This window comes from Okeania sp. SIO3I5, assembly GCF_010672085.1.
Lineage (GTDB): Bacteria > Cyanobacteriota > Cyanobacteriia > Cyanobacteriales > Microcoleaceae > Trichodesmium.
Map to the genome: position 1 here is coordinate 5,563 of NZ_JAAHHT010000163.1, position 16,511 is coordinate 22,073.

11 protein-coding genes are annotated in these 16,511 nt (G+C 34.8%); 3 read left to right on the plus strand and 8 right to left on the minus strand.

Features of this window, described 5'->3' with window-relative positions; genetic code table 11:
• The first annotated feature begins 1,057 nt into the window (after positions 1-1,057).
• Together F6K40_RS27595 and folE are read left to right on the plus strand one after the other, a co-directional pair.
• Complete coding sequence (locus F6K40_RS27595) at positions 1,058-2,041, plus strand: CobW family GTP-binding protein (protein WP_293140305.1); 984 nt, start codon at positions 1,058-1,060, stop codon at positions 2,039-2,041.
• Positions 2,042-2,166: 125 nt separating this feature from the next.
• Entirely contained in the window at positions 2,167-2,817 is a 651-nt protein-coding gene (gene folE, locus F6K40_RS27600) for a GTP cyclohydrolase I FolE (protein WP_293140306.1), read from the plus strand.
• 733 nt (positions 2,818-3,550) lie between these two features.
• Here folE and F6K40_RS27605 read toward each other — a convergent pair.
• The 8 genes from F6K40_RS27605 to F6K40_RS27640 form a co-directional block, all read right to left on the minus strand.
• The gene (locus F6K40_RS27605) at positions 3,551-3,763 is read right to left on the minus strand and encodes a hypothetical protein (protein WP_293140307.1); all 213 of its coding nucleotides are present in this window, start codon (positions 3,761-3,763) and stop codon (positions 3,551-3,553) included.
• Positions 3,764-4,240: 477 nt separating this feature from the next.
• Positions 4,241-5,386, minus strand: a complete 1,146-nt coding sequence (locus tag F6K40_RS27610; RefSeq protein ID WP_293140308.1) for a glycosyltransferase family 4 protein — start codon at positions 5,384-5,386, stop codon at positions 4,241-4,243.
• A gap of 1,353 nt (positions 5,387-6,739) precedes the next feature.
• Positions 6,740-8,110: an MFS transporter gene (locus tag F6K40_RS27615; RefSeq protein ID WP_293140309.1), complete on the minus strand. Its 1,371-nt coding sequence runs from the start codon at positions 8,108-8,110 to the stop codon at positions 6,740-6,742.
• A gap of 1,356 nt (positions 8,111-9,466) precedes the next feature.
• Positions 9,467-10,312 (minus strand): DNA repair protein RecO, encoded by an 846-nt coding sequence (gene recO / locus F6K40_RS27620; protein ID WP_293140310.1) that lies wholly within the window; start codon positions 10,310-10,312, stop codon positions 9,467-9,469.
• Between the two features lie 66 nt (positions 10,313-10,378).
• Entirely contained in the window at positions 10,379-13,219 is a 2,841-nt protein-coding gene (locus F6K40_RS27625; RefSeq protein ID WP_293140311.1) for a DNA methyltransferase, read from the minus strand.
• A gap of 71 nt (positions 13,220-13,290) precedes the next feature.
• Positions 13,291-13,953, minus strand: a complete 663-nt coding sequence (deoC, locus tag F6K40_RS27630) for a deoxyribose-phosphate aldolase (protein WP_293140312.1) — start codon at positions 13,951-13,953, stop codon at positions 13,291-13,293.
• A gap of 311 nt (positions 13,954-14,264) precedes the next feature.
• The gene (gene rpsU / locus F6K40_RS27635) at positions 14,265-14,453 is read right to left on the minus strand and encodes a 30S ribosomal protein S21 (RefSeq protein ID WP_094675126.1); all 189 of its coding nucleotides are present in this window, start codon (positions 14,451-14,453) and stop codon (positions 14,265-14,267) included.
• A gap of 392 nt (positions 14,454-14,845) precedes the next feature.
• The gene (locus F6K40_RS27640) at positions 14,846-15,715 is read right to left on the minus strand and encodes an MBL fold metallo-hydrolase (RefSeq protein WP_293140313.1); all 870 of its coding nucleotides are present in this window, start codon (positions 15,713-15,715) and stop codon (positions 14,846-14,848) included.
• Between the two features lie 554 nt (positions 15,716-16,269).
• Here F6K40_RS27640 and F6K40_RS27645 point away from each other — a divergent pair.
• Positions 16,270-16,511 (plus strand): hypothetical protein (locus F6K40_RS27645; protein ID WP_293140314.1); only part of this gene is annotated, 242 nt, incomplete at its 3' end.

The following is a 16,511-nucleotide window of genomic DNA, read 5'->3' on the forward strand; positions in this document are numbered from 1 at the left end:
TTTCATTTGCTGAAGCTCCCGCGCCGGATGCTCAAAATTTTTCTCTTTTCCATACTGAATAGAGAAATCGTCTTTTCATTTGCTGAAGCTCCCGCGCCGGATGAGCAAAATTTTTCTCTTTTCCATACTGAATCGAAAAATCGTCGTTTCATTTGCTGAAACTTCCGCGCCGGATGCTCAAAATTTTTCTCTTTTCCATACTGAATCGAAAAATCGTCGTTTCATTTGCTGAAGCTCCCGCGCCGGATAAGCAAAATTTTTCCTTCCCCATGCTGAATAGAGAAATAGCCGTTTCATGTTGTGAAGCTCCCGCGCCGGATGCTCAAAATTTTTCTCTTTTCCATACTGAATAGAGAAATCGTCGTTTCATTTGCTGAAGCTCCCGCGCCGGATGCTCAAAATTTTTCTCTTTTCCATACTGAATAGAGAAATCGTCTTTTCATTTGCTGAAGCTCCCGCGCCGGATGAGCAAAATTTTTCTCTTTTCCATACTGAATAGAGAAATAGCCGTTTCATGTTGTGAAGCTCCCGCGCCGGATGCTCAAAATTTTTCTCTTTCCCATACTCAATAGAGAAATAGCCGTTTCATTTGCTGAAGCTCCCGCGCCAGATGAGCAAAATTTTTCTCTTTTCCATACTGAATAGAGAAATAGCCGTTTCATGTTGTGAAGCTCCCGCGCCGGATGCTCAAAATTTTTCTCTTTCCCATACTCAATAGAGAAATAGCCGTTTCATTTGCTGAAGCTCCCGGAGGCGGAGGGTGAAATTTTTTCTTCTCCATACATTGACTAGGTGCTAAGATTTTGATTATGATGATGATTATCATAATTATTTCATAAGTTAAATGGCAATAATTCAAGGAATTCAGCCCACAGAATCTCTTAAGTCAACTATAAATAACAACTTCCCTGCTAGTCAGTAACTCATTTTAATCAGGAAAATTAACTAGCATTATGACTGGTTCTCTTGTTAATTACAAAACGAACTTACTCGATTGTACTCTTCAAAATAAACAAGATTTAATAGTAGCTGTCTTCGTCAATGAATTTAGCAATCAATGAATAATTCTCTACAATTAGATATTCCTAAAAGAGGGATGCCAGTTACTATTATTACTGGATTTTTAGGCAGTGGTAAAACAACTCTAATCAATCAAATTTTGCAGAATAAGCAGAATTTAAAAGTTGCAATATTAGTTAATGAATTTGGTGACATTAATATAGATAGTCAGCTATTAGTAGATATTAACGACAATATGCTAGAACTTAGTAATGGTTGTATTTGTTGTACTATCAATGATGGATTAGTAGATGCAGTCTACCAAATTTTAGAACGAGATGAAAAAATTGATTATTTAATAATAGAAACTACTGGTTTAGCAGATCCTTTGCCAATTATGTTAACTTTTTTGGGTACAGATTTAAAAGATTTAACTTACTTGGATTCTGTACTGACTTTAGTTGATTGTGAAAATTTTACACCAGACCATTTTGATAGTGAGGCAGCTATTAAACAGATTGTTTATGGGGATATTATTTTATTAAATAAAACAGATTTAGTATCTCAAGATCGAGTAGATGATTTAGAGTCTTATATTAAAACTGTAAATAATGCAGCTAGGATTTTGAGAAGTGAGTACAGCAAGATACCGTTCTATTTAATTCTAGATGTAAATTTATCTAAGCTTCAACCTTATTTGATAGAAGATAAAAATTATCAGTATGAACTACAAAGAAAAACTCAAAATCATCTGATAAATGATGGTTTTACATCTATTTCATTCCGAAGTGAAAGACCTTTTTCAATGCTCAAATTTCAACATAATTTTCTAGAGGAATTACCTGAGAATATATTTAGAGCAAAAGGGATTCTTTGGTTTCAAGAAAGTGAATCAAAACATATATTTCAATTGAGTGGTAAACGGTATGATCTGCAAGTAGAGGAATGGTTAACTACTCCGACAAATCAGTTGGTCTTGATTGGACGAGATTTGAATCCATTAATGATTCAACAAAGTTTAACAAATTGTCTAACTGTGTGATAAATTAAGAGTGGCGATTCTCAGAGAAATACAGATAATAATCCTCATAGTTAATCTGAACTTTATGTGGGAAAATATCTGTGAAAATGTTCCATCACAAATATTAAGCTTAAAGCCTTTCAATTATGACTTTACCAACAGTTCCAGATTTTGTTTCTACTAATGAATTGAATAATGAGTTGAAAACAAAATCTCAGCCTCCTGTTTCAGAAGCTGAAATGATTCAAGCGGTGAGAACTTTATTAATAGGATTAGGAGAAAATCCGGATCGGGAAGGATTATTGGATACTCCTAAGCGGGTGGTAAAAGCGCTAAAATATCTTACTTCAGGTTATCATCAATCTCTTGATGAATTGCTGAATGGAGCTATTTTTAATGAAAATGCCTCAGAGATGGTTTTAGTTCGAGATATCGATCTTTTTAGCTCTTGTGAGCATCATATTTTGCCTATTATTGGCCGGGCTCATGTAGCATATATTCCTGATGGAAAGGTAATTGGACTATCAAAAATTGCTCGAATTTGTGAAATGTATGCCCGACGTTTACAGGTACAGGAACGTCTAACAGCACAAATAGCTGATGCACTTCAAGGATTACTTAAACCTATGGGTGTTGCTGTTGTTGTTGAAGCAACTCATATGTGTATGGTTATGCGTGGAGTAGAAAAACCTGGTTCTTGGACAACTACTAGCGCTATGCGTGGTGTTTTTGCTGATGATGTGAAAACTCGTCAAGAGTTTATGAGTTTAATTATGCATCGTCCTAGTTTTCATTAGTTTTTTATTGTGGGGATGCAAGGAAAAATCCTTTGGCGTGAGATTTTTTTCATTTGCTGAAGCTCCCGGAGGCAACGGCTGAAAATTTTTCTCTTTCCCATGCGGATAGAGAAATAGCCGTTTCATTTGCTGAAGCTCCCGCGCCGGATGCTGAAAATTTTTCTCTTCTCTATACATTAAAGAGAAATAGCTCTTTCATTTGCTAAAGCTCCCGCGCCGGATGCTGAAAATTTTTCCTTTCCAATTCCAATACTTAATAGAGTTAATAGAGAGATAGTCGTTTCATTTGTTGAAGCTCCCGCGCTGGATAGTAAAAATTTTTCTCTTCTCCATACATAAAGAGAAATAGCTATTTCATTGACTGAAGCTCCCGCGCCGGATGCTGAAAATTTTTCTCTTCTCCATACATAAAGAGAAATAGCTGTTTCATTTGCTGAAGTTTCCGCGTCGGATGCTGAAAATTTTCTCTTCTCTATACATTAAAGAGAAATAGTCGTTTCATTGACTGAAGCTCCCGCGCTGGATAGTAAAAATTTTTCTCTTCTCTATATCTATACATTAAAGAGAAATAGAAAGAGAAATAGTCGTTTCATTGACTGAAGCTCCCGCGCCGGATAGTAAAAATTTTTCTCTTCTCCATACATAAAGAGAAATAGCTATTTCATTTGCTGAAGCTCCCGCGCCGGATGCTGAAAATTTTTCTCTTCTCCATACATAAAGAGAAATAGCTGTTTCATTTGCTGAAGCTCCCGCGTCGGATGATGAAAATTTTCTCTTCTCTATATCTATACATTAAAGAAAAAAGAGAAATAGTCGTTTCATTGACTGAAGCTCCCGCGCCGGATAGTAAAAATTTTTCTCTTCTCCATACATAAAGAGAAATAGCTATTTCATTTGCTGAAGCTCCCGCGCCGGATGCTGAAAATTTTTCTCTTCTCTTCTCCATACATAAAGAGAAATAGCTGTTTCATTTGCTGAAGCTCCCGCGTCGGATGATGAAAATTTTCTCTTCTCTATATCTATACATTAAAGAGAAATAGTCGTTTCATTGACTGAAGCTCCCGCGCCGGATAGTAAAAATTTTTCTCTTCTCCATACATAAAGAGAAATAGCTATTTCATTTTCTGAAGCTCCCGCGTCGGATGATGAAAATTTTCTCTTCTCTATATCTATACATTAAAGAGAAAAGAGAAATAGTCGTTTCATTGACTGAAGCTCCCGCGCCGGATAGTAAAAATTTTTCTCTTCTCCATACATAAAGAGAAATAGCTATTTCATTTGCTGAAGCTTCCGCGCCGGATGGTGAAAATTTTTCTCTTCTCCATACATAAAGAGAAATAGCTATTTCATTTACTGAAGCTCCCCGCCGGATGATGAAAATTTTCCTTCTTCCTTTTTTCCTAGATAACCAAAGCCTTCTTCCTTAAATCAAACTACTTAAAGGATTTCTTTCTCTGACAACTTCAGCATAAAGCATTTCCAATTGAGTAATATTTCGACTTAGAGTGTAACGCTCCAAAACCCTTTGCCGAGCTTTTTGCCCCAAAAGAATATTTAACTCAGGATGATCCCTAAATACAGGCAATAAAGTTTGTAATTGGCTAGTCACATTATGAGTATTTAAAATTATGCCCGCTCCCTTTTCCAACACCTCACCATCAGCACCCGCATCCGTAGCAACACAAGCTAAACCAGAAGACATTGCCTCCAATAAAGCCAAAGACAAACCCTCTACCAAAGAAGGCAAAATAAATACATCAGCTCCACGCAAAATTTCTATCCGTCGTTGCTCGTCACTCACATACCCAAACCAACTCACTCCCTTAACATCCCCATAAAACATTTGCAAAGAAGGAGCTAATGGCCCATCTCCAACGATCGCTAAACAACTATCATTACCCATATCCGAATGTTTCCAAGCTTTAAGTAGAGATTCAACATTTTTCTCTGTGGAAATACGACCTAAATATAGAAACACACGGCTAGCATTTAACTCAGTCTTCAAATTAGAGACACCAGGAGAATATTTATCCACATCTACTCCATTAGGAATAACTGCGACTTTTTTGCTAGGAACCCCCAATTTCGTTAATAAGTCTTTCTGTATTTCTGAAAAAATAATTACTCGGTCATAATTTGCCAGAAAAGGAGCATAGAATTGATAAGCTAAAAATTGGGTTCCTGATTTAATATTCCGTGGTTTACTGTCAAACTGGGCATGAAAAGTTGCTACTAAGGGAATGTTCAATTCTTCACAAATTTCCGGCAGTAGAAAATCTAGGGGAGAGAGGGTAAGAGATGCGTGAACAATATCTGGCTCAAGTTTCTGTAGAGCCTGACTTAAGACTTTGCTAGATTTAAGAGTAGGTATGGTGAAACCCTGAGATTTATAGATGCAAGGTAGAGATACTTCGTGAAACTCTGGCCATTTGTCAAGTTTAGTATCTTCAGTCGCAAAGTGGAGGAAGCTTACCTGATAGCCTCTATCCAATAGAGCGTTGGTTATTTCTCTAGAGTAGGTGACGTTGCCACAGAAGGGATATTTTTTTCCAAGCCAAGCAATATGCATTCAGACAAATAGGCAGATATTTTCATTGAGGGATTTTATCGTTAAACACAGGACTTACCCAGGGGAACCCAGAGACCCAGTTTTTTGTAGATGTCTTTTGTTAAAAACAATGATTTCTCCTAAAACTGGGTTTCTTGATGTAAGCCTTATAACAGACAAAAAAGGTTTCGGTTCGTAAATAATACCATCTGCCATCTCAAAAGTTAGATAAGTCTATCTATTAGTCAGGAGTCAGGAGTCAGGAGTCAGGAGTCAGGGGATATAGAATTTTTTTTGTCAATATTTTTTGTTTTAGCGATCGCTTCAGTTAAAAGTTTTAATTATCAATTTCTACTTTTAGTTTTAAATTTTTCAATTTTGTCATCAATCTCTGATAAAAAATGGCAAAATTTCTGGAAATAGCTAACAGAATTTCAATAGTTTCAGCTTTTCCGTGATAGAATAATCCGAAGGAGTTTTATTGCCTAAAAAGATTTTACAGCCTGAAATACTGATGATTTGGTTGTTTAGATAGGCGATCGCTTCATTTTGATTTAGGGATGACGATCTAATTTTTCTAAGTTACCTATATGCTGATTTGACGTATTTACAGCTATATGGGATAATTAAATGTTTATCTTTTATTGCGTATAGAGCAATAATCAATTCATTTTATGAAGCACCCCGGCAGAGGTGATGAATAGTAAAAATTTCCGACTATTGCGTATAGAGCAATAATAGATTCATTTGCTGAAGCACCCCGGCAGAGATGATGAATAGTAAAAATTTCCGACTATTGCGTATAGAGCAATAATAGATTCATTTGCTGAAGCACCCCGGCAGAGATGATGAATAGTAAAAATTTCCGACTATTGCGTATAGAGCAATAATAGATTCATTTGCTGAAGCACCCCGGCAGAGATGATGAATAGTAAAAATTTCCGACTATTGCGTATAGAGCAATAATAGATTCATTTTCTGAAGCACCCCGGCAGAGATGATGAATAGTAAAAATTTCCGACTATTGCGTATAGAGCAATAATAGATTCATTTTCTGAAGCACTCAGGCAGAGATGATGGATAGTAAAAATTTCCGACTATTGTGTATAAAGCAATAATAGATTCATTGTCTGAAGCATCCCAGCAGAGGAGATGAGTAGTAAAAATTTCCGACTATTGCGTATAGAGCAATAATCAATTCATTGTCTGAAGCACCCAGGCAGAGATGATGAATAGTAAAAATTTCCTACCAGACGGACACACCTAAATGTTGGATTACAAAAAACGCTCCAACCTTTCTATAAAAGGAACTATAGGAAAAAAGCGTTCTGCACAGTTTTAGCTGTGTCATTCCACTACTGGAGTTGGTAAGAACTATTCCCTATTTCCTAAACTAAAAAATATTCCTGCTACTATTACCACTCCTGCTAACCCCAATAAAACTTTTGGTAAACCCAAAAAAGTTTCCATCACTCCCGCTAAAGCCAAAGGTAAACTTAGAGCAATATTAACAGCATTATTCTGAAGACCAAAAACCTTTCCCCGCATTTCTTCAGGAGTTTCAGCTTGAACCGTAGTTTGCATTGGCACTCCAACAACTGCACCAAACATTCCTAAAATACCAATCAAACCCATAACTGCCCAAAACTCTTGATTAAATATAGATAAACCTACTAAAGAAACTGCCATTCCTATAGATCCGAGCAAACTAAGTTGGAAATGAGATAACCAATGTCCGAGTTGACCTACTATTCCAGCACCAATACCCAAACCTACTCCCGCAGCAGCTAATAATAACCCAAACTCTTCAGCTTCCATGCCTGGAATAATTTCTGCCAAACGTACCGCCAAAACTGCCAAAGCTGCAAAAATCGAAAATAAAACTATTTGCTGAATAATGGCATTACGAACTGGATGATGATTTTTCAGGTAACGCAAGCCATCTTGCAAGTCTGCCAAAATATGGGGTTGTTCTTTGTCACTCAAACTTTTCTGTTCCCCAGTTTTGAGTAAGATTAATAGTAAGCCAGCGATCGCGTAACTTCCTCCTACAACTAATTCTTTACCTAGAGATTCTCCAAAACCAATTTTTGCTACTAAACTATCGGCAAATTCTAATAAAGGATCTCCTACTGCAAAGCCAATTATTACAGAAGCCATCATTGTAGTGGTGTAGAGAGAATTCGCCGAAAGTAGATGTCGCTTTTCTACTATTAAAGGAATGACGGCTTGTTCGGCAGGGGCAAAAAATTGAGTCAGAGTAGAAACTAAAAAAGTCAAAAATAACATTAGGCAAAATCCTAAAGGTAAGTTGCCTAGATTAAAATTATTGGATAGCCACAATACTATTGGCAAAATTAGAACCAAAGCACCTCTGACAATATTTGTTGTAACTAAAACTTGTTTTTTTGGCCACCTATCTACATAGACACCTGCTCCAGCTCCAAATAATACTGCGGGAATGGTAAAGGCAATCATAATTGCTGAAACCCATCCACTTATGGTTTGGTCTGCTGCTTGGAATTGATTGGCAATAATGGCAATCATTAGTACCAAGTAAACTTTGTCTGCTAGTTGGGAAAATACTTGGCCGCTCCAGAGGATTAGGAATTTACCATTTTTGAGGACTGGTAAAAGTCCACGTTCGGGTTCTTTATCTGTCAGGGATGCTGCGGAAATAGGTTTTATATTAGGTGGGTTTTGTTGTTTTAGTTTTTTTGTTAAATCTGAATCAGATAATTGCATTTTTTATTAAAGGATAAGGAGATATATGGTAATTTTAAATGATTTGTGAAAAAAACTGTAGAGGTTTTGTTTCCCAATCTGATTTTTGTTTGGGTTTTGAGAATAAATTTCTCGGATAAAGTCTGCAAATATCATCTCTTTTTGTTTGGTTTTTGAGAATAAATTTCTCGGATAAAATTTTCAAATATCATCTCTTTTTGTTTGAGTTTTGAGAATAAATTTCTCGGATAAAATTTTCAAATATCATCTCTTTTTGTTTGAGTTTTGAGAATAAATTTCTCGGATAAAATTTTCAAATATCATCTCTTTGCGTTTGGTTTTTGAGAATCAACTTCTCGGATAAAATCTGCAAATATCATCTCTTTTTGTTTGGGTTTTCAGACTAAATATTTAGGATAAAATCTGCAAATATCATCTCTTTTTGTTTGTGTTTTCAGACTAAATATTTAGGATAAAATCTGCAAATATCATCTTTTTTTGTTTGGCTTTTGAGAATCAACTTCTCGGATAAAATCTGCAAATATCATCTCTTTGCGTTTAGTTTTTGAGAATCAACTTCTCGGATAAAATTTTCAAATATCATCTTTTTTTTGTTTGGCTTTTGAGAATCAACTTCTCGGATAAAATCTGCAAATATCATCTCTTTGCGTTTGGCTTTTGAGAATCAACTTCTCGGATAAAATTTTCAAATATCATCTTTTTTTGTTTGGCTTTTGAGAATCAACTTCTCGGATAAAATCTGCAAATATCATCTCTTTTTGTTTGAGTTTTCAGACTAAATTTCTCGGATAAAATCTGCAAATATAATTTCTTTTTGTTTGGTGTTGGAGAATCAACTTCTCAGATAAAATCTGCAAATATCATCTCTTTTTGTTTGGGTTTTGAGACTAAATTTCTCGGATAAAATCTGCAAATATAATTTCTTTTTGTTTGGTGTTGGAGAATCAACTTCTCAGATAAAATCTGCAAATATCATCTCTTTTTATTTGGGTTTTGAGACTAAATTTCTCGGATAAAATCTGCAAATATAATTTCTTTTTGTTTGGTGTTGGAGAATCAACTTCTCAGATAAAATCTGCAAATATCATCTCTTTTTATTTGGGTTTTGAGACTAAATTTATCGGATAAAATTTTCAAATATAATTTCTTTTTGTTTGGGTTTTGAGACTAAATTTCTCGGATAAAATCTGCAAATATAATTTCTTTTTGTTTGGTGTTGGAGAATCAACTTCTCGGATAAAATCTGCAAATATCATCTCTTTTTCTTTGAGTTTTGAGAATCAACTTCTCGGATAAAATTTTTAAATATAATCTCTTTGCGTTTGAGTTTTAAGACTAAATCTTTAGGAGAAAATCTTACAAATTTATAGATTCTAAATAAGTATCTATTAATTCCGCAGAGCGGATAGAATAACCTAAATGATATTGGGTATATTTTCTTAAAAGTTGTTCTACTTTTACCCAGTCTTGATGGGAAGTAAGTTTAGCTATAGCCTGAAGTTGAGGTTGTGGTAGCTGCTGAAGTAGTGAAAGTTGATTAGCATTGAGCAAAGTATTGATTTTGGTACTAAATTTTAGGTCGGATAAGTTTTGGTAGGAAGATTGTACAACAGAAGTATCATCAATTTTTATAATTCCTCCTGCATCTATACTAAACCCAACTTGCCAGTCAGAATCATTAAGGTTTGGCTGTAATTGATTTCCTGTAGCACAACACATTTGGACTTGGGGTGCTATTCCTTCTATGGCGAGTAAATGATATATCCCATGAGCGAGGTATGCTATGAGTTGGGTATGCCAGAGTCGGTCAGTTTTATGTTGTAGTTGTTCTATACGTTCCAAGTGTTCGTTTAGTAGATAGAAAAGCTCGGTTTGAGGATGTTCGCTGAGAGCTTGATGAAGGACTAATTCTGCTAAGTATTGACCTGCTGCTAATTTTCCCAGGTTTTTACTAAGGCGAGTGTAGGATGCTATGGTTTCTGCTTGGTTTATTCTGTCGAGCGATCGCCCTTTGGATATTAATAGTTGATTTACGACAAATAGTTCAGTTCTACCCCCCAGTTTGGATTTTTGTTTTCTGACTCCGGGAGCTACTACTCGAATTAAACCATATTCTGGGGTTAGGATGGTTAATAAACGGTCTGATTCTCCTAGAGGTATGGCTTTGAGGTTTATTCCTATTGCTTTGTATAATTTGGCCATATATCAGTTACAGCATATTTCGGACAGTTTATCTGTTTAGTCTGCTACTGGACTATTACTAATTAATTAACTATTTTTTGTTATCAAAGGTGGCATTCCTGGGGCAGTAACTGATTGATTGTTTGCTTCTCGGTTGGCTACTTCTAAGTTAAGTTCAAATAGAAATTTTAGAGGTTCCTCATTATTTTTTATACCATAAGCAGAACGTACTTTACAATTGAGATTTTCCTGTGCTTGGTCTAATTTTGTATTTTCTGTTTGTTCTAAATTTTGATAAATTTCTCTCAAGCTAATTTGATTTTTATCCATAATTTGACGACGAACTTTTATTAATTCTACGGCTGCACTTGCCACATTAATAACTTGTTCTGAAGTAGGATTTTGCGGCCAGGGAAATGTATCAAATACACTATTAGATGTGTAGCGGAAATCACCCTTTAAGGTAGAACAACGTTCTGTAAACCAAAGCCAATGAATACTTGATTGTAAAATACCAAAAGAATAGTCGTCAGATAGTGGGAAAACTTGTAAAGCATCACTAGGTCGAATAGCAGAATTAATAAATTCAAATATCGGTCTTTTTGTGACTCTACTACAAACAATATATCGAGATAACTTTTCAATTTCGCTGATTAATTCTGGTCTGGGATAAGAAAGCAACCACCACTTAGCTAGAAAGTTTTGATGATGTCTATTAATTTTGGCTTTAGGATTTTTTTTGCGAGCTGTTTCATTCCGTTTAATTTCTGTTTCTGCTGCTGATTCTCTTGTAGGTAAAACTAATTCTTTGACTCTTTGAAATGGCAGTTTATATTTTTTAGCTGCGTCTATTTCTCGTGGGTGAAAATCTATGACATATCGCTGGGGTTGTGGTGGAATACTTGACAATAAATTATCCCCAGTTAAATAAGGAAAAATTACCTCAGAATTTTGGCGGGAACTAGCAATCATTTCTGTTGCTTCTTCAGGAGTTAATAAAAAACCTTCGTGTCCGTGACTTTGCCCTTGATAACAACTTTGGGAATCAGAATTAACCTTTAATTGTTTAGCTTGAGTAACATCAAATCCTGTAGAAAGAGCAGAATTAATATAGTCTAGTTCAACCATTTCCCAAGGGTTATTTTCTTTATCCCCAATTTGACTGTAAAGCTTCTTTTTGCCAGTTACTTTTCCCTTCACCCAATTAACAATTGAAACATGAACTACGGCATCTCCAGACCAAGGTTGACTGGAAACAGCTTCCGTAATAGTGCCGGAATTAATAATATAATCTAACCCTCCTTCCCGAGAATAATTTTGCCGTATTGTATTAGTTCCTACTAAACCAGCACGACCATTTTCTGGTAATTCATCGTGGCTTTTTCTAAACCAATAAACACAATAATCTGCTCTCCCTGGAACTTCTGAATATTTCTCTCTTAATTTATTCAGATAACTACGACCTAATTCGACCTGCATTTTATTTTTAGACTGAAAAGGAGGGTTGCCAATAATTGCATTTACTTGAGGCCATTTACTAAATAAAGCATCCTTACAAACAATATTTTTGTTGAGGGTATCTAAAGGTAAAACTGTTTCATTTATCTCTAGTTTATCAATAGCAACTTTACGAGCAATAGTTAATGTTACTCGTGCTAGTTCCACGGCAAAAGAATTATTGTCTATGCCATAAAATTGTAAGGGCGTAACAAACCCCTTTTCTAACTCAGATGACTGAGATGATTGAGAAATTTCGGCTAATTTATCTAGTAGTAACTGTTCGGAAAGTTTCAATTCTTGATAAGCCATATAGAGAAAATTTCCCGAACCACAAGCAGGGTCAAGAACTTGATAATTTCGCATTTCTGTTTTGAGAAATTCTAATTCTTTAACAGTATTAGCTGCCTCAATTTTGTCTTCCCAAAATTTGCTAATCGTCGGTCGAATTATTTTCATAATGTCATTTTCTGAAGTAAAGTGAATCCCTCCTGCATGACGTTCTTTTTCATCCATCGTACTTTGAAAAATATTACCAAAAATTGCAGGTCGAACTTTACCCCAATCTTCCTGCGCTGAAGCTTTTAAATATTCTAATTCTTCTCGACGTAATTCAATTTGAGGAATAGTCGCAAATAATCCGCCGTTGAAAAAATCTACACCTTTACACATACCAACTTTCGTAATTCCAGGATTATTCATTTCTTGGAATAAACGACCGGATAAAATGTCATAAGTGCTTTCTCCTTCTAGACATTTTTGAATACAATTAGTAAATATATTTTCTGGTAATAAACCTCGCCATTGAGCAAACATTGCTAAGACAGATTGCAAGACAAATCTTTGCGCTTCTTCGACAGTAAAATTACTCCCACTTCTAGCTTTAAGTTTCTGAAATAATTCCCCCATTCTTTGAGCTGCTCTTTTTGTCACTTCTACAACTTGAGAATTACGAAAACTAGGAATAATTAAACGATGCTCCATAAAGGTAAAAGCATTCAAACGTTCGGGCAATTCTACTAAGGGAATAATATCAATAGGAGTATCAACTAATTTGTCAAAATCATAAATCCAAAATTCTTCAAAATTACAGAGAATTACATATTTTGGTTGTGGGGTTAAATTTCTAGCATATTCCCAAGCTTGACCGTAATGTTTGTGGAGATTTTTTATCTGTTTAGATTTCATTTCAACTAATACCGAAGCTCTATTTTGACGCGGCCAAAATAAATCGGCAAATCCTGTTTTTCCCTTGCGACTACCATCAGGAACTACCTCTTCACATTTAGCACCTGCTTCTTTTAAACCTTCATATCCAAATGCTTGAAAAAATCTATCTAAAAATAACTGACCATCGCTTCTTTCTTTACCACTAATATATTCTCGACAATAGTTAAGAAAAGCGTGGATACTTTCTGGTGTAGCTGGCATAATAATTATAGCTTTATAAAAATATTAAACTTGTCTAATAATTAAGTAAGGGTTTGGAGAGCAAACCCCTACTAATTTTGACTTTTTAGTAATTCTAAACCACGAGATGTACCTAATCTAGTTGCACCAGCTAAAATTAAATTTGCTGCTTGCTCATAAGTTTTAATTCCTCCTGCAGCTTTAATCCCAACATTAGCTTTAGTTATTTCTTTGAGCAATTTTACATCTGCCACTGTTGCTCCACCATACCATCCAGTATTTGTAACAATAAAACCTACACCCGCATCCATCAAAACTTCTATCGCTAACCGCTTTTCCTCTTCGGTTAATAGTGCCATTTCTAGAATAGCTTTAACTGTTTTACCAGTTTCTTCACATATTTCAGCTATTTCTCGATGTAGTTCGTTAGTTTGTCCTGTTTTAATATGAGTCAAATTAACCATCACATCTAATTCTGAAGCTCCATTTTCTGCTGCTTCTAAAGCTTCATATAATTTTGTTTTACTTGTCGTTGTACCTGTAGGGAAATTTATTACAGTACAAATAGTCGGATTTTTGTTATGGAGTAAATCTACTGCTTGTTGCACATAACAAGGGTATACGCAAACTGACGGAAACCGAAATTTGTCAGCTTCAGTACAAAATTTTGACACTTCCTCTGGAGTAGCGGTGATAGTTAATAAGGAGTGATCAATAAAAGGGGCAATATCAATTTCTAACTCCTCTACAGCCATAATTTTTTCTCTCTAAAAATATAAGGTTTAATTTAGTAATTAAATTTGTATTAAATTTAGTAAAAATTGGTTAGTTAGTAATTAAAGTTAGTGCTAATTAATTTGAAATATTTTAGTCAACATTCAGCTATTAGCTAGTCAGCTCTCAGGTATGATGGAAATAAAACAAATGCTGAGATTAACAATATAGCTCCCGATTCATACATTTACATTCAATTTTTCCTCAATACTATCAATACCGATTTTACTTCTGACTAAGAATTTAAGTTAATAACTGATGGCTAATAGCTGATGGCTAAATGTTTAGATAATTAAAAGCGAGAACGTCTCTTCCTTTGCTTTTGTAATGCCATTGCTTTACGCTTCTTTTTTTCAATCGGCGTTTCAAAGTGACGATGTTTTTTCATATCTGGGAATATTCCTGCTTGAGAAACTTGTCGTTTAAATCGACGTAATGCAGATTCAATTCCTTCGTTTTCTCCTAGTATCACTTGCGTCATTGATGTTTCATCCTCCTATTATTTAGATTTTTGCTCTTTTTTCTGATGCCAAAGTAATTAGTCTCTGTAATTTTTGTGAACCAAGAGTAGCCTTTTATGACTACTACTTCAAAGGTTCTCAGATACTTAATTTTGTTTACTTTTGTATTTTAGCACAAATCCTATACTATATATCATAAATTCTAGAATTAATCAACCTTTTGTGAGGTGTAATACCAATTTGAAAAAAGAATTTTACGAATAGTAATAGTGAGAAAAAGAATTTTCAGAAGATGTCTCTTTGACAAAAAGGATGATTTCTAACCTAAATTTTGATCAAGAAATTCAAAAAAAGAGGGAGTAGAGAGTAGGGAAAAAATTGATTTATTTTTTTTATCCTAATGTAATTTAGCTCAAGATTTTTCCATCCAAACAATACACTTTTGTAACTCTTTCTGCATAGTTTTTGTATCAGCATAATAACGATGACCATGACCAGGTAATACCCACTCAAAATTATAACTAATTAATTTACTCATAGAGATAATTTGTTCTGACCAAGAATACCAACAGTGGCGACGAAAAGCATAAAGTTGATTTAGTTTATTAGACCATGCTAAATGATCCCCTGTAAATAAAAATTTTTGGTAAAGTAAAACTGTATGACCTTTAGTATGACCAGTCACAGGAATAATTAATAAATCTGGGGTTAGGGAAATTGGATCTGTACCAGTTAATTTTATTTCTACATCTTTGGTGTCTGGGGAAATATCGTCAATATGGAGGATGCGATCGCAATTAAAATATTCTCGAAATTTTTGATGATCTGCTACATCGTCTTTATGAGTCAAATACATATATTTAATTCCTCCCATTGCTTCTAAACGTTTTACTAATGGAGTTAAAAATTGAGGGGAGTCTACTAAAATATTTCCCTCTTTTATGACAATAAAATAACTAGCAGCACCGAAAGATTTTTCTGAATGATAACCGCAATGATAAACGTTATCTTCGACTAAAATTGGGAAAGTTTTTTGAACATTTTTAATGTCTTTTGGAGTTTCAACTGTACCGATAGAATTTGTCGGACAAGATAATAAAGCTTGCATTGCTGTTAGTCTTTCTTTTTCGTTTGTAGGTTGATGATAAACTGCTGATTTTTCTCCATTTCGATGAAAAATTTCTGGTGACATCCAGCGACAAGTATTGCAGTCTATACAGGTATTATCAACGAATATATCGCCACTAATATTCTCCGAGCGTCTTAATTTTAAATTAGCCATTTTTATTTACATATTTTCAAGAAATATTATTAACTATAGCATACAATAAAATCTGGCAAATGAATCAGATTTTTGTTTGGCTTGGGAGACGGAAACTCTAGGAGAAAATCTGATAAGTGAATCAAATTTTTCCTTGAGTTGGCAGACCGAAAATTTCGGAAAAAATCTGTCAAGCGAGTCGAAAAAATCTGGCAAGCGAATCGGATTTTAGTCTTGATTGGGAAACTGAAAATTTAGGAGAAAATCTGGCGACTGAATCAGATTTTTCCTGGAGTTGGCAGACCGAAAATTTCGGAAAAAATCTGTCAAGCAAGTCGAATTTTTGTTTTCGTTGGGAGACTGAAACTTTACGAAAAAATCTGGCAAGCGAATCAGATTTTTGTTTGATTTGAGAGACTGAAAATTTAGGGGAAAATCTGTCAAGCGAGTCGAATTTTTGTTTTGGTTGGGAGACTGAAACTTTAGGAGAAAATCTGACGACTGAATCAGATTTTAGTATTGATTGGGAAACTGAAAATTTAGGAGAAAATCTGACGACTGAATCAGATTTTTCCTTGAGTTGGCAGACCGAAAATTTCGGAAAAAATCTGTCAAGCGAGTCGAATTTTTGTTTTGGTTGGGAGACTGAAACTTTAGGAAAAAATCTGTCAAGCGAATCGGATTTTGGTCTTGATTGGGAAACTGAAAATTTAGGAGAAAATCTGACGACTGAATCAGATTTTTCCTTGAGTTGGCAGACCGAAAATTTCGGAAAAAATCTGTCAAGCGAGTCGAATTTTTGTTTTGGTTGGGAGAC

Bases quoted from the DNA above. Each gene is read 5' to 3' on its own strand.
- F6K40_RS27610 (WP_293140308.1), bottom strand. From the start codon at position 5,386: ATGCATATTGCTTGGCTTGGAAAAAAATATCCCTTCTGTGGCAACGTC.
- F6K40_RS27605 (WP_293140307.1), bottom strand. From the start codon at position 3,763: ATGGAGAAGAGAAGAGAAAAATTTTCAGCATCCGGCGCGGGAGCTTCA.
- F6K40_RS27625 (WP_293140311.1), bottom strand. From the start codon at position 13,219: ATGCCAGCTACACCAGAAAGTATCCACGCTTTTCTTAACTATTGTCGA.
- F6K40_RS27640 (WP_293140313.1), bottom strand. From the start codon at position 15,715: ATGGCTAATTTAAAATTAAGACGCTCGGAGAATATTAGTGGCGATATA.
- rpsU (WP_094675126.1), bottom strand. From the start codon at position 14,453: ATGACGCAAGTGATACTAGGAGAAAACGAAGGAATTGAATCTGCATTA.
- recO (WP_293140310.1), bottom strand. From the start codon at position 10,312: ATGGCCAAATTATACAAAGCAATAGGAATAAACCTCAAAGCCATACCT.
- folE (WP_293140306.1), top strand. From the start codon at position 2,167: ATGACTTTACCAACAGTTCCAGATTTTGTTTCTACTAATGAATTGAAT.
- F6K40_RS27595 (WP_293140305.1), top strand. From the start codon at position 1,058: ATGAATAATTCTCTACAATTAGATATTCCTAAAAGAGGGATGCCAGTT.
- F6K40_RS27615 (WP_293140309.1), bottom strand. From the start codon at position 8,110: ATGCAATTATCTGATTCAGATTTAACAAAAAAACTAAAACAACAAAAC.
- deoC (WP_293140312.1), bottom strand. From the start codon at position 13,953: ATGGCTGTAGAGGAGTTAGAAATTGATATTGCCCCTTTTATTGATCAC.